Source organism: Leifsonia sp. HAY1-4F (assembly GCF_056755275.1).
The window spans coordinates 1-14,219 of sequence record NZ_JBNDHX010000016.1 but is presented as its reverse complement, the minus strand read 5'-3'; the positions used below and the strand labels follow the sequence as shown (position 1 = coordinate 14,219).

The window sequence follows — 14,219 nt, the reverse complement described above, 5'->3', positions numbered from 1 at the left end:
GCTCCTTGTTCGTTTCGCTGGGCGTTCTGCCGGCAGCGGAACGAACGTAACAACCGCGAGAGCCACAGGGATCAGTCATTTCAGATCTGTAAGAATTGCTGCGCAGTCCCCTGGCTGTGGAGAAGACTCGGACCATGACCCCCGCTCACCCGTCGCACGTGATGGTCGTCGAAGACGACCGCACGGTCCTGACCGTGGTGCGCGACTACCTCCGCACGGCCGGGTACGTCGTCTCCGGCTACACCGACGGAGTGAGCGCTCTCCGGGCCCTGCGCGAGCGGCTCCCGGACATCCTCATCCTCGACCGGATGCTGCCCGGGATCAGCGGCGACGAGCTCTGCCGGGAGGCCCGCGAGCTGGCCGCCCAGCTGCCGATCATCATGCTGACCGCCCTCGATCACGTCGACGACCGGATCGAGGGGCTGGAGCACGGCGCCGACGACTACCTCCCCAAGCCCTTCGCCCTGCGCGAGCTCGTGCTCCGCGTGCACGGGATGGTGCGGCGCACCGCGGCTGCGGGCCCGCCGGAAGTGTTCTCGGCCGGGCCGTTCCGCGTGGATCCGGTCCGCCGGCTGGTGTGGGCGTCGGGCAGCCCGGTCCTGCTCACGGGGCGCGAGTACGAGCTTCTCGTGTTCTTCCTCGAGAACGCGGACCGGGTCGTCACCCGCGACGAAGTGCTGCGGGAGGTGTGGGGCTGGAACCGGGGCGACCCGTCGACCGTCACCGTGCACATCCGCCGTCTCCGCGAGAAGATCGAGCCCGAACCCCACGACCCGCGCACCCTGCTCACGGTCTGGGGCCAGGGCTATCGGTTCGCCGTGAACGGCGACCCCGCATGAACGGAGCGTCGAGGTGAAGGACTCGGACCTCTGGATCATCCTCCTCACCACCCTCGGCTGCACCTCGGTCGTGTTCCTGGTGGCCGCCGTGGTGCTGCGCACCGCTCGCCGCGCATCCATCGGCTGGCGGATCGCCGTCATCGTGGCCGCCGCCATCGCATCCATCGCCGGATCGACGGTGGCGATTTCGGCCGGGATGTACATCTCGGCGCACGACGTCGAGGCCCTGTTCTGGATCGTGTCCGTCTCGAGCGTCTTCAGTCTCGTCGGCGCCTGGCTGGTGGCCCGCGGCGTCCGGCGGTCGATCGCGGGCCTGACCGAGTCGGCGAGGCGCATCGCCGACGGGGAGGTCGTCCTCCGGCGTTCGGGCGAGGCGAAGGAGCTCGCCGGGATGTCGGCACAGCTCGCCGAGACCTCCGAGCGCTTGGCGGCGGCCCGGGCGGAGCTGGAGCGATTGGATGCTGCCCGCCGCACCTTCTTCTCCTGGATCTCCCACGACCTGCGCACCCCGCTGACCGGCGTGCGGGCGCTGGCGGAAGCACTGGAGGACGGCGTGGTCGCCGATCCTGCCGACTACGTGAGCCGCATCCGGCAGCAGGCCGACACCATGAGCCGCATGGTGGACGACCTCTTCGAGCTGTCGCGCCTGCAGAGCGGGACGCTGCGGCCGCGCTGCGAGCACGTCGGGCTGCTGGATCTCGTGTCGGACGCGGTCTCGGACGTGCGCACGCTGGCGGAGGCGCGCGACATCTCGATCGCGCACGGCGAGGTGGGTCCGGACACGGTCTGGGCCGACCCGTACCTTCTCGGACGCGTCCTCGTGAACCTGGTCGGGAACGCCGTGCGGCACGCTCCCATGGGCAGCACCATCGTGGTCTCCGCCCTGCGCACGCCGACGGCGACCGTGATCGGCGTGCTCGACCGGGGCGCCGGCGTGCCGGAGGACGACCTCGACCGGATGTTCGAGGTCGGCTGGCTGGCGGACTCCGCGCGGACGCCGGAGCGAACCCCGGGCGCGTCCGGGGCGGGACTGGGCCTCGCGATCGTCCGCGCCATCGTGGAAGCCCACGAGGGAACGGTCCGCGCAGAGCACCGGCCCGAGGGCTTCCAGCTCGCGGTCGAGCTGCCCAACTCTCCCGCCTGACGCGCGCTCGCTCTGCCGAAGTGCTCGTTGTTGCACGGCCGTCCGGCGTGTCGACGGCAACAACGAGCACCTCGGCGGCCGGCGGCTAGCGGACCGGCGGTTAGCGGAGGAAGTCCACGAGGGCGGTGGTGAGGAGGAGGGGCGCCTCCTCAGCGACGTGGTGACCCGAGTGGATGCCGTGGCCGCGCACATCCACGGCCCAGTCGCGCCAGATGGCGAGGGGATCGCCGAACAGCTCCTCCAGGTCGTCGCGGAGCGACCAGAGCACCAGCAGCGGCATCGTCAGGCGACGGCCGGCGGCCCGGTCCGCCTCCTCGTCCGCCCTGTCGACGGTGAGGCCGGCGCGGTAGTCCTCGAGCATCGCGCGGACCACCTCCGGGCGGTGGATCGCCTCCCGCCGTTCGGCGAAGTTCTCCGTCCCCATCGCTTCGGGATCGCCGTGGTACCAGGCGTCGGGATCCGCCCCGATCACCCGTTCCGGGGTGTCCGGCTGGGCGAAGAAGAACCAGTGGTACCAGGCGGTCGCGAACTCCGGCGTGATGCGGTCGAGATGCTCCACGATCGGGATGCTGTCCAGCAGCACCAGCCGGCGCACGGCCTCCGGGTGGTCCATGCCCAAGCGGAACGCCGCGTAGCTGCCGCGGTCATGGCCGACGAGGTCGAAGCGGTCGTGGCCGAGGGCACGCATCAGCGCGAGGACGTCCTCAGCCATCGCGCGCTTGGACGCCTGCGCATGGTCGGGCCGCGGCGCGGGAGCCGTCGACCGGCCGTAGCCGCGCAGATCCGGCACCACCACCGTGAAGCCGCGTTCCACGAGCAGCGGCGCCACGCGATGCCAGGTCGCTCCGGTGCGGGGATGCCCGTGCAGCAGCACGACGGGCGGCCCGTCCCCGCCGCGACGGACGTGGATGGTCGCCTCGCCGACCTCCACCCGTGCGGTCTCGAATCCCTCGAACATGCGATCCCCGGGTCAGCGCTTCTCGCGCAGTGCGGACATGGCGCGACCATACGCCTCCGGCGGCTGCTCGCCGATTGCGTGTCGCCGGGATGCGACGGCCGACACGGCAGCATCCACTCGGACGACCACCAGCGTCAGCGCGCAGAACGCGGCAGCGCAGAGAACGAGGACTCCTGCTCCCAGTGGAGCGACGAGCCCGGCCGCCGCGACGCCGATTGCGCTGCCGGCGACCTTGACGCCGGCCACCGTCGCGAACACTCGGGCCGCCGCGCCGGGCGGCGAGTACTCGGTGCGCGCGGCCAGGGTCGCGGCGAAGAGGGCGGAGCTCGCCGCTCCGACGACGGCGAACGCGAGGCCACCCACGAGAGCGCCCACGCTCGGGAACGCGAGCGCCAGGAGGGGCGACAGAAGAGCCACAGCTGCCACGGCCACTCCGAGGCGCACCAGCCGCTCCGGCCGGCCGGTCAAAGGCCGCGCGATCAGCAGCAGTGCCGCGATCAGGCCGCCCCCTCCGTACAGCGACATCAGGACGGCGGCGCTCGACGGCGGCGCACCCCGTTGCGCAGCCAGGCCGGCCGCGATCACCGGTGCGGCTGCGAGGGCCGTCGCCGAGCCGATGGTCGCGACGGTGGTCCGGCGGAGCGGCGCGAAGACGATCAGCAGGCGGAGCACGCTCTGGCGCGTGGGCCGCATCTTCGTCCGGGATTCGGCCGGCAGCCACAGCACCGGGATGGCCCCGGCCAGGAGCAGCGCGCCGGTCGCGGCGAGGGCGCCACGCGGGGTCAGGACGGCTGCGGCCACCGCGATCGCAGCGGGCCCGACGGTCCCCGCGACGCCGTACGTCAGCGCATCGAGGGCCTGCCCCCGGCGCTGCGCGGAGTCGCCCGCGCTCTGCCGGGCCAGCAGCCCCGCCAGCCGACTGCTCAGGCCACCCGTCACCAGCGGGCCCGCGCATCCCGCCGCCGCAAGGGCCAGGGCGGCTCCCGGGATGCTCGCGGGCAGCACGACCGCGGTGACGGCGACGAAGAGGGCGTACCAGGTGAACGCGACGGCCAGCACGGGCCCCGGCCGTCGCCGCGCATCCAGCAGCCGTCCGGCGAGCGGCCCGATCAGGTGAGGAATCGTGAGCGCGGCGGCGAGGAGTCCGCCCGCAGCAGGCCCCGCGGCGGAGGTCCCAGCGAGAACCGCCGCCACGACCGCGCCCGCGGCCCGGGCAGGAACCGCGGCGGCGACGTACACGCCGAGTGCACCAGTCCGCTCCTTCACCCCGCATACGTTGCCCTCGTGAACGTCACCTGTCAAGATGGTGACGTGACGTTCGAGTTCGTGGCGGGAAACCTGGCCCTCGACTTCGTCGCGACGGTTGCCGAGCGGCGCACCACGGCGGTGGAGCGGGTGTCCACGCCTGCTGCCCTGGCCCAGTGGTTCCTCGAAGCCGGAATCGTGGATGCGCTTCCCGCCGTCGACGACGCCGGCCACGCCCGGGCGCTACGACTCCGGGAGACGATCTGGGGGCTGCTCACGACCGACCCGGCGCAGCTGCTGGACGCAGCCTCCGTCGAGGAGCTCGACCGCTACGCCACCGCGCCCGCCCCGACCGCGGTCCTGCGCACCGACCGCAGGGTCGCCACCACCGGCGACCTTGCAGCCTGCCTCAGCCTCGTCGCGCGAGCAGCGGTCGACGCGTTCCGGCCCGAGAACGCAGCTCACCTCAAGTGGTGTGAGGGCGTGGACTGCACGCGCCCGTTCCTCGATGCCTCGCGGGCCGGCAACCGCCGCTGGTGCGGAATGGCCGGATGCGGCGACCGCGCCAAAGCCGCCGCCTACCGAGCCCGCAAGCGCTCCGCCCGCCCCTGACCCCCCGCCCCACTATCGAGTACACAAAGACTGCACGCAACACGCCGTGCGAGCGTCCAATCTCTGCGGACTCGACGGTGGGGCTGAGGGGGCGCGACGGCGGGACTGGAGGTCAGGTGCTCTGGCGGACCACGAGCTCGGTGGGCAGCAGCGTCACGCGTTCGACGGACTCGCCGGCCATCCGGCGCACCAGCACGCGTGCCATGGTCTCGCCGAGCCGGATCGACGGCTGGTGCACCGTCGTCAGCGGCGGCGTCGACATCAGGCCGAAGTTGTCGTCGTCGTAGCCGACCACGGCGATGTCACCGGGGATGCTCAGGCCGGCCTCGTGGATCGCCGAATAGGCTCCGGCCGCCATCTGGTCGTTCGCGGCGAAGAGCCCGTCGATCGGACGCCCGTCGGCGAGCAGCCGGCGCATCGCCTCCATCCCGGAGGCCGGCGAGAAGTCGCCGAAGGCGACCAGCGAGGTGTCCAGTCCGGCCGCCTCCAGCGCCTGCGCCCACCCGGTGAGCCGGTCGAGGCCGGCGGGCATGTCCTGGGGACCGGTGATGAGCGCGATGTTCCGCCGCCCGCGGTCGATGAGGTGCTGGGCGGCGACCCGCGCCCCTGCGACGTTGTCCACATCCACGTAGTACGACTCGTGCTCGCTCACGCTCACCGGGCGCCCGCCGAACACCAGCGGGAGGGAGGCGCCGAGCTGCGCGTACGAGTGGTCGCCCGAGTGGTGCGACACGACCAGCGCGCCATCCACGTTGCCGCCCATCAGGTAGCGCCGGGTCTTGTCGGGCGTGGTCTCCGACGAGATGACCATGTTCAGCGTGTACTCGGTGTCGGCCAGGCTGAGCGCGACCCCCTGCACGATGGAGGCGAAGAACGGGTCCGCGAACACCTTCGCCGTCGACTCCGGCACCACCAGCGCGACCACCTGCGTCCGGCGCGACGCCAGCGAGCGGGCGGCGCGATTGGGCACGTAGTTGAGGTCGGCGATGGCCCTCTCGACGACGGCCACCACTTCGGCAGTGACCTTCGGCGAGCCGTTGACGACGCGGGACACGGTCGCCCGGGAGACTCCGGCGCGCGCGGCCACCGCCTCCAGGGTGGGCACCGTGCGGCCCGCCACCTGCTCCGTCGTCATCGGGCCTCCTCCTCGCCTGCGTCCATGCTAGACGCGGGATGCGGCGGTCTCTTCCAGCGCCTCCCCGGCCCGCGCGTGCGCGATCACCTGAGCGAACGCGCGTCCCGAGTCCTTCACCGTGCGGACCTGCGTCTCGTAGTCCACCCGCACGATGCCGAACCGCTTCGCGTATCCCCACGCCCACTCGAAGTTGTCGAGCAGTGACCAGACGAAGTAGCCGCGCACGTCCACTCCCGCGTCGATCGCCCGGCCGACGGCGTCGATGTGCGCGAGGATGTAGTCCTCGCGCTCGCTGTCGTGCACGCTCCCGTCCTCCGCCACCACGTCGTCGTAGGAGGCGCCGTTCTCCGTGATGTACAGCGGCGGGAGGGTCGGGTAGTCCCTGTCGAGCCGCACCAGCATCTCGCGCAGCCCGTCCGCGTTGACCTCCCATCCCATCGCTGTCGTGGGCAAGTGCCGCGACGGGAAGGTCACGTACTCGCTGCCCACGAACGGGGACGACGTCGGACGATCGGTCGGTGTCACGCCCTCAGGCGCATCGGCGGGGAGGGGATGTCCGCTGACGTTGTCGTCGTGGTAATAGTTCACGCCGAGAAAGTCGATGGGCTGGGCGATGGCGGCCAGATCCCCGTCGTGGACGAGCTCCTCGAAGCGGTGCTCGCGCACATCCTCCAGCACGTCGGCGGGGTAGGCGCCGAGCAGCAGCGGCTCGAGGTACATCCGGTTCCACAGCCCGTCGATGCGTCGCGCCGCTTCCACATCCGCGGGGTCGCCCGGGTCGTTCGGCACGGCGGTCGTCAGGTTGAGCGTGATGCCGAGACGCAGGGTAGCCTCCCGCCCCTCAGCCTCAGCCCGCTCGCGGATCACTTCGGCAGCGAGACCGTGCGCGAGGTGCTGGTGGTGGAGGGCGGCGAGCCCGGCGCGCGGCTCCTGGCGGCCGGGTGCGTGCTCGCCCCCGGCGTACCCGATGAGGGAGGAGCACAGCGGCTCGTTGAAGGTGGTCCAGTGGTCGACCCGGTCGCCGAGCGCGTCGTACACGGCGATCGCGTAGTCGCGGAACCGGTACGCCGTGTCGCGCGACGCCCATCCACCCCTCTCTTCGAGGGCCTGCGGCAGGTCCCAGTGGTAGAGCGTCAGCCAGGGCAGGATGCCGGCCTGGAGGAGCTCATCGACCAGCCGGTCGTAGAACGCCAGCCCGGCCGGATTTACCGACCGGTCGCCGGGCTTCACCCGCGCCCAAGAGGTCGAGAAGCGGTACGACTGCAGCCCGAGCGAGGCCATCAGCGCGACGTCCGCCGGCATCCGGTGGTAGTGGTCGACCGCCGCTTCCGGAGTGTCGCCGCCGGCGATCGCTCCGGGCACGCGTGCGAACGCATCCCAGATCGAGTCCTCTTTTCCGTCTTCGTGGGCGGCGCCTTCGATCTGCGCGGCCGCGGTGGCCGACCCCCAGAGGAAGCCATCGGGCCAGGTGCGTTTCATTCTCAACCTTTCACCGCGCCCGCCATGATGCCGGAGACCAGCTGCCGGCCGGCGAGCACGAAGAGGATCAACAGGGGGATGGTGGCGAGCACGGCTCCGGCGAGCACGATCGAGTAGTCGACGTACTTCGCCGACTGCAACTGACTGAGAGCGACCTGCAGGGTCGGGTTCTGCGGCGCGACGAGCAGCGGCCAGAGGTAGTCCGTCCAGGCGGTCATGAAGGTGAACAGGCCGAGGATCGCCATGGCCGGGCGTGCGGCCGGGACACCGACGTGCCAGAACGTGCCGATCATGGTCGCGCCGTCCACCCGCGCGGCTTCGATCAGCTCGTCGGGGATCACATCCACCAGGTACTGTCGCATGAAGAACACGCCGAACGCCGTGACCAGCGTCGGCACCATGACGGCGCCCAGCGTGCCCGTCCAGCCGAACTGCTTCATCACCATGAACAGCGGGATGATGCCGAGCTGCGTGGGCACGGCCAGCGTCGCGACGACGAACACCATGAGCCCTTCACGCCCGCGGAACCGCAGCTTCGCGAAGGCGTAGCCGGCGAGCGTCGAGAAGGTGACGACCGAGAGCGTGATCACGGACGCGACGATGAGCGAGTTGCCGAGCGCGAGCCAGAACGGGACCGTGTCGAGGACCTGGCCGACGTTCGTCCAGAACTGTCCGCCCGGCAGCAGCGGCGGCCAGGTCGAGGTCAGCACCGTGCTGTTGCTCGATCCTGCGACGAACGACCACCACAGCGGGTAGGCGCCGCCGAGGAAGATCGCGAGCAGGATGCCGTACGTCAGGAAGCCGGGGCGGCGGTCGATGCCGAGCGCCCGGCGCTTCGGAGAGCGGGACGGCCGGGCGGCGCGGGACGGCCGGAGGTCGCGGGTCGTGGCGGTCATACGTTCTTCTCCTCGCTCGAAGCGGCCAGGATGCGGGAGGCCTGGAGTCGTCTCGCGGTGCGCCGTCGAAGGACCCGGGCCTCGGTGGAGGCGATCCGGCGCGAGATCAGGAAGTTCAGTACGCCGAAGATGACGATGAGCAGGAACAGGAGCCAGGCGATCGCCGACGCCTTGCCGAAGTTCTGGCGGTTGAACGCCATGTCCCAGAGGTAGAGCACGGTCGTCTGGTACTGCCGCTGCGGCCCGCCGGGCACGGCGCTCGAGGGATTGAACAGCTTGGGCTCGGTGAAGATCTGCAGTCCGCCGATCGTCGCCGTGACGATGACGAAGATCATGGTGGGACGAATGCTCGGCAGCGTGATCGAGAAGAAGCGGCGGAACGACCCGGCGCCGTCCAGCGCGGCCGACTCGTGGATGTCGCGCGGCACCGCCTGCATGGCCGCGAGCAGGATGAGCGCGTTGTAGCCCGTCCACCGCCAGTTGACCATGGATGCGATGGCGATGTGCGAGGGAAACGTCTCGGTCTTCCACATCACCGGATGGAGCCCGACGGCCTGCAGCATGTTGTTGATGAGTCCGTACTTCTCGTCGAACGCGCTGGAGAAGATCAGCGTCACGGCCACGGGCGTGACGACGTAGGGGAGGAGGACGCTCATCCGCCAGAACGTCTTGGCCCGCAGGTTCTGGTCGAGGATCGCGGCGATGAACACGGCGGCGATCAGCTGCGGGATGGCGGAGAGCAGGAAGATGCTGAGCGTGTTGAACAGGGAGTTCCAGAAGAACGGATCGCTCAGCTCGGACGCGTAGTTCTTGAAGCCCACCCAGTCGCCGGGGCCGGTCAGCAGGTTCCAGTTGTTGAGCGACACGACGAACGTGTAGACGAGTGGGAACAGCCCGACGAGTCCGAAGAGGACGAAGAAGGGGGCGACGTAGAAGTAGGGCGACGCTTTCACGTCGAAGCGGCTCAGTCGCTGCGCGAAGGTGAGGTCGGCGCGGGGGCCGCGGCCGCGCCGGGAGGCGGAGGCGGAGGCAGAGGTGACCGGGACGGCCGGTGGCTCTTCCCGGGTGGTGGCGGTGGTGGTCATGGCGGTTCTCCCGTGGAGCGGGCCCCCGCCGCTTCAGCTGCAGCGGGGGCCCGGGTGCGGATTCGGGTTACTTGTTGACGACCAGCTGGTTGAGCAGCTTCATGGCGTTGGTCCACGCCTGGTCGCCGTTCGCCTTGCCGGAGTCGAGCTGCTGCACCGACGGTCCGAACACCTGCGACTGGATCACGGAGTCGTCCGGTCCCTTGTACTGGGCGACGACGCCCTTCGCGCGCTCGCTGAGGATCTGACCGACCGGAGCGTTGTTGAAGAACTTCGTCAGGTCGCTCGAGCCGGTGACCCCGGGGTCGCTCTGCGCAGCCGTGACCGACGGGAACGTGCCGGCGGCCTGGAAGGTCTGGACCTGCGACTTGGCGGTGGTCAGCCAGGCGGCGAGGGCAGCGGCCTCCTTCGGGTGCTTGGACTGCTTCGGGACCGTCAGGAACGATCCGCCCCAGTTGGCTGCGCCGCCCGGGAACACGTTGGCGAAGTCCCAGCCGGTGGTGGCGTCGCCGCCGCCGGCCTTGACCTGTCCCTGCACGACACCGAGCATCCAGCCCGGGCAGACGAACGTGGCGAAGGAGCCGTCCGTGAACGCCTTGCCCTTGCCCCAGTCCCACTGGGTCTGGTTGGACGAGAGACCGGCAGCTGCGCCACCGGCGAGCTTCGACCACAGCGTCTTGAGGTCGCTGTTGTTCTCGATGTTGAGCTTGCCGTCCGTGGTGTAGTAGCCCTCCTTCTGCTGGTTCACCATGGCGTTCCAGATGAAGCCGGACTGGTCGTACCAGGCCTTGCCGGTGGCCTTGTGGTACTGCTCGCCGACCTTGAAGAAGTCGTCCCACGTGGCGTTGTCGCCGCCGAACAGCTTCGCGACCGACTCCCGGTCGCTGGGGAGGCCCGCCGCAGCGAAGAGCTTGCCGTTGTAGCAGAGGCCCTCGGGGCCGATGTCGGTGCCGTAGCCGATGATGCGGCCGTTCTTGTCGGTGGCCTGCTTCAGCTTCCAGTCGACCCAGCGGCTCTTGATGTCGTTGGCGCCGTAGTCCTTCAGATCGTTGAACTGGTCCGAGACCTGCATGACTTTGCTGAGCCAGCCTTCCTCGACGGCCTGGACGTCGGGGAGGCCGCTGCCGGCGGCCTGCTTCGTCTGCCAGTCGGTGAGCGCGTTGTCACCGGTGTCGATGTTGGTGGCCTTGATCGTGATATTCGGGTGCTCTTTCTCGTACTGCGCGTAGAGCTTGTCGAAACCCATGGTGCCGAACGTGGTGACGGTCAGCGTGACGGGGCCCGAGGTGGATCCGCCGCCGCCGCTGGATGAGCATCCGGCTGCGATGAGGGCGAAGGATGCTGCGCCGGCGACGGCCGCGGCGATCCTGGTGCGTCGTGAGAGCTTCACGGGTCACTCCTTTGTGCGTGTCTGTGCGTCTGGTGCGGTGAGAGCGCTCTCACGTGAAACGGTGAGAGCGCTCTCACGCGTTGGAACAGAATCTAAGCCGGGCCGCACGGTCCTGTCAAGTCTTTTGTGATCGCGCTCTCATCCGCGTCTTTCCGGACATCTCATGTCAGACGCGAACGGCCGCCGCCCGCTAAGGGCGACGGCCGTTCGTCGATGCGCGAAGCGCTACTCGGTCGCGGGCCGAGGGCGCTGTGCCCGAGTGGATGCGGTGTCCGCACCCGGCTCGATGAGCGCCCCGAACTCCGACGCCGCCCGATTGGCCAGGAGGCCCGTGTCGTACTCCTCGTCGTCGTCGTCCGAGACGGAGGCGTAGACGCCGACCGGCTCCCGGGCCTCCTCCTCGGCCTTCGCGGCGGCGGCCGCGTCGGCGGCGTTGTCCGCCGCCTCCTGCAGAGCCGACTTCGCGCGCAGCGGCGGCGCCTTGAAGAACAGGGTCAGAACGAAGGCGAGCAGCACCACGAACATGGCGACCCAGTACACCAGCACCGACGAGTCGTTGAAGGCCACCAGGAACGGCTTCGACAGGCGGGGGTCCGCATTGTTCAGGAACGACGTGTCGTTGACCGCCGAACTGTTCGACCCGCCGGCGGAGGTCTTGAGCTTCGTCTGGACCGTCGGCACGACCGTGTCGACGACCCGCTTGCGCTTGTCGGCATTCGAGAAATCGATCGGCGCGGCAGGAACCTGCTGCTCCGCGACGTCCCGCGGGATGCCCTTGGCAACCAGCGCCTGGACGCCCTGCTCATGGGCCGCGGCCTGGGCGCCCTTCGCGAGCGGGGTGACGATCGGGTCGTAGATCTGCTTCATGATCAGCTTGTTGCCGGGAGCGCTGGCGACGGACGGCGTGAGGGCCGCATCCAGGGCGCTGGTCAGCGTCGGGGTGTCCGCCAGCTGCGTCTTGATGTTCGTCGGGAAGACCGTGAACAGCAGGGAGATCAGTACCGCCGTGCCGAGCGTTCCACCGATCTGGCGGAAGAACGTGGATGCGCTGGTCGCCACACCCATGTCGCGCAGCCCGACGGAGTTCTGGCTCGCGATCGTCAGCGTCTGCATCAGCTGGCCGAGGCCCAAGCCGATCAGCAGCATCGCGCCGGCGATGAACCAGTACGAGTCGCCCACCTTGATGAACGTCAGATACAGGAAGCCGCCGGCGAGCATGGCCGTTCCGATGATCGGGAACTGCCGGTAGCGACCGGTCCGCGCGATGATCTGACCGGAGGCGATCGACGACACCATGAGACCGAGGATCATCGGCAGCAGCTGAAGGCCCGACACGGTCGGGCTCGAGCCGAGGACGAGCTGCAGGTAGAGCGGCAGAGTCAGCATGGCGCCGAACATCCCGAAGCCGACGAAGACGCCGATGACGGTCGCCATCGAGAACGTGCTGGAGCGGAACAGCTTGATCGGGATCAGCGCGTCGTCCTTCATCGCGATCTCGATGATGACGAACGCGACGATGCCGATGCCGCCGATGATGTAGCAGGCGAGCGCCGCTGCGCTGCCCCAGCCCCAGTCGCGGCCCTGCTCGGCCACGAGGAGGAGCGGGACGAGAGCCACGATGACGCCGGCGGCGCCCCACCAGTCGATGCGGGCGGACCCGCGCTCGCGCTTGGGGAGGTGCAGGAATCGCAGCACCATCGCCAGCGCGATGACGCCGATCGGCACGTTGATCAGGAACACCCACCGCCAGCCGGCGATCCAGAGGATCTGGCTCGCACCGGCGAAGAGGCCGCCGATCAGCGGGCCGATGAGGCTCGAGATGCCGAACACGGCGAGGAAGTACCCCTGGTACTTCGCGCGCTCACGCGGCGCGAGCATGTCGCCCATGATCGCCAGCGGCATGGACATGAGGCCACCGGCGCCGAGCCCCTGGATCGCACGGAATGCGGCCAGCTCGATCATCGAGGTCGAGAACGAAGCGAAGATCGACCCTGCGATGAAGATGAAGATGGCGATCACGAACAGCGGACGACGCCCGAAGATATCGGAGAGCTTGCCGTAGATCGGTGTCGCGATGGTCGAGACGATCAGATAGCCCGTGGTGACCCAGGCCTGCTCGCTGAGGCCGTGGAGGTCGTCGCCGATCGTCCGGATGGCCGTTCCGACGACGGTCTGGTCGAGAGCGGAGAGGAACATGCCGGCCATGAGGCCGAAGATCACGAACAGGATCTGCCGATGCGACATGATCGGTTGTGGGCCGGCGGGCGGCGCGCTGGTCTGTGTAGACATTTGTCTCCGGAGGTCGAGAGTCGGGTGGGGACGCCCGGCACGCGGATCGTCACACCGGTGTGGGGCAAAAGAATTTTGCGGAGACTGCAAAGTTACACCCTCTGCCGGGTTTCTGACAACGCGACGCCGGTCGATTCGGCCCTGTGGTTCGCCAGCGGCGAACGACATCGCGGACGCGGTGGCCCCCATCCAGGTCACGCATAACTTCCTGGCGTAGCGTGGGAAGCGGCCGACCGGTCCCTCTCCGAACCTGCTTCGAAAGTCGTATGAGCCCCTTCAGTCGCACTCGCCGCATCCTCGCCGTCACCGCGGTGGCCGCGTCGGCGACCCTCGCGTTCACCGCGTGCGCCGGTGAGCCGTCGCCCATCACGAAAGCCGTCGCGCAGGCGGCCGCTCCGTCACCCGCCGCATCGGTCGTGTCCTCCATCCAGCCTGCAGCGGGAAGCGTCTCCGGGGGTACCGTCACCCTCACCGGCGACAACCTCGACAAGGTCGGGACGGTGCAGATCGGTGGGCAGCCTGCGACCGTGACGAAGGCGACGGACGACAAGGTGGTGGTCAGCGTCCCCGCAGCCGCGGACTTCCAGGCCGGCAGCGTTCCCATCACCGTCACCGACAAGAACGGCAAGCCCGTGAGCACCACGGGCAAGACGTACGACTACCAGGTGCAGACCCCGGTCGACAAGCAGCTCGCCTACGCGCTGACGTACTGGAAGAACTACAACACCGCCCAGTACGGCGACCTCAACCCGGTCGGGGGAGACTGCGCCAACTTCGTCAGCCAGACGCTGATCGCTCGCGGCTGGCAGATGAACGCCGACTGGTACAACCGCGACGCAGCGGCCGAATGGAGTCCCGCCTGGGGATACGTGCCGTCCATGGACGAGTACTTCCGCGAGAACGCGGCGAAGCTCGGTCTGACCGAGTACTCCTTCGACCAGCGCGACAAGATCAAGGTCGGTGACATCGTCATGTTCGACTGGAACGACAACGACTCCCTCGACCACGTGCAGATCGTGTCCGCCGTGCAGAACGTGAACGGCCAGATCAAGATCAAGATGGTGGGCCACAACGAGGACAGCGACTATCGCGACCTCGACCAGGCCATCACCGTCGACCACCCCGGCGCCGTCGGTCACTTCTGGAG

The 14,219-nt window shown here is 69.3% G+C and carries 12 protein-coding genes; 4 read left to right on the top strand and 8 right to left on the bottom strand.

From position 1 onward, the window contains the following. Nucleotides 1-134: 134 nt before the first annotated feature. Nucleotides 135-839, top strand: coding sequence for a response regulator transcription factor (locus tag ACPYOG_RS05280; protein ID WP_481293203.1), 705 nt, complete (start codon nt 135-137; stop codon nt 837-839). A gap of 13 nt (nt 840-852) precedes the next feature. Then, a complete protein-coding gene (locus ACPYOG_RS05275) occupies nt 853-1,983 on the top strand; it encodes a sensor histidine kinase (RefSeq protein ID WP_481293202.1) in 1,131 nt (376 codons plus the stop codon). A gap of 100 nt (nt 1,984-2,083) precedes the next feature. Here ACPYOG_RS05275 and ACPYOG_RS05270 read toward each other — a convergent pair whose 3' ends face one another. Both ACPYOG_RS05270 and ACPYOG_RS05265 read right to left on the bottom strand, forming a co-directional pair. Further along, on the bottom strand, nt 2,084-2,941 hold the full coding sequence (locus ACPYOG_RS05270; RefSeq protein WP_481293201.1) for an alpha/beta fold hydrolase: 858 nt from the start codon (nt 2,939-2,941) through the stop codon (nt 2,084-2,086). A 12-nt stretch (nt 2,942-2,953) separates the two neighbouring features. Then, the gene (locus tag ACPYOG_RS05265) at nt 2,954-4,207 is read right to left on the bottom strand and encodes an MFS transporter (RefSeq protein ID WP_481293200.1); all 1,254 of its coding nucleotides are present in this window, start codon (nt 4,205-4,207) and stop codon (nt 2,954-2,956) included. Between the two features lie 45 nt (nt 4,208-4,252). Between ACPYOG_RS05265 and ACPYOG_RS05260 the strand changes: the two genes are divergently transcribed. Beyond that, nucleotides 4,253-4,798, top strand: a complete 546-nt coding sequence (locus ACPYOG_RS05260; protein WP_481293199.1) for a CGNR zinc finger domain-containing protein — start codon at nt 4,253-4,255, stop codon at nt 4,796-4,798. 112 nt (nt 4,799-4,910) lie between these two features. Here the strand turns inward: ACPYOG_RS05260 and ACPYOG_RS05255 are convergent, their stop codons facing one another. From ACPYOG_RS05255 to ACPYOG_RS05230, 6 genes are all read right to left on the bottom strand, one after another. Beyond that, a complete protein-coding gene (locus tag ACPYOG_RS05255) occupies nt 4,911-5,933 on the bottom strand; it encodes a LacI family DNA-binding transcriptional regulator (protein WP_090041043.1) in 1,023 nt (340 codons plus the stop codon). A gap of 27 nt (nt 5,934-5,960) precedes the next feature. Next, nucleotides 5,961-7,412: a GH1 family beta-glucosidase gene (locus ACPYOG_RS05250; RefSeq protein ID WP_481293198.1), complete on the bottom strand. Its 1,452-nt coding sequence runs from the start codon at nt 7,410-7,412 to the stop codon at nt 5,961-5,963. A gap of 2 nt (nt 7,413-7,414) precedes the next feature. Continuing rightward, nucleotides 7,415-8,308 carry a carbohydrate ABC transporter permease gene (locus ACPYOG_RS05245; RefSeq protein ID WP_481293197.1) on the bottom strand — a complete coding sequence of 298 codons (894 nt, stop codon included), beginning with the start codon at nt 8,306-8,308 and terminating at the stop codon, nt 7,415-7,417. Then, nucleotides 8,305-9,393: a carbohydrate ABC transporter permease gene (locus ACPYOG_RS05240; protein ID WP_481293196.1), complete on the bottom strand. Its 1,089-nt coding sequence runs from the start codon at nt 9,391-9,393 to the stop codon at nt 8,305-8,307. Before ACPYOG_RS05240 ends, ACPYOG_RS05245 begins: the two co-directional genes overlap by 4 nt. Nucleotides 9,394-9,460: 67 nt before the next feature. After that, nucleotides 9,461-10,783 carry an ABC transporter substrate-binding protein gene (locus ACPYOG_RS05235; protein ID WP_481293195.1) on the bottom strand — a complete coding sequence of 441 codons (1,323 nt, stop codon included), beginning with the start codon at nt 10,781-10,783 and terminating at the stop codon, nt 9,461-9,463. 225 nt (nt 10,784-11,008) lie between these two features. Beyond that, entirely contained in the window at nt 11,009-13,072 is a 2,064-nt protein-coding gene (locus ACPYOG_RS05230; RefSeq protein WP_481293194.1) for an MDR family MFS transporter, read from the bottom strand. 266 nt (nt 13,073-13,338) lie between these two features. Between ACPYOG_RS05230 and ACPYOG_RS05225 the strand changes: the two genes are divergently transcribed. Further along, the coding region (locus tag ACPYOG_RS05225; RefSeq protein ID WP_481293193.1) for an amidase domain-containing protein at nt 13,339-14,219 on the top strand (881 nt) is incomplete at its 3' end.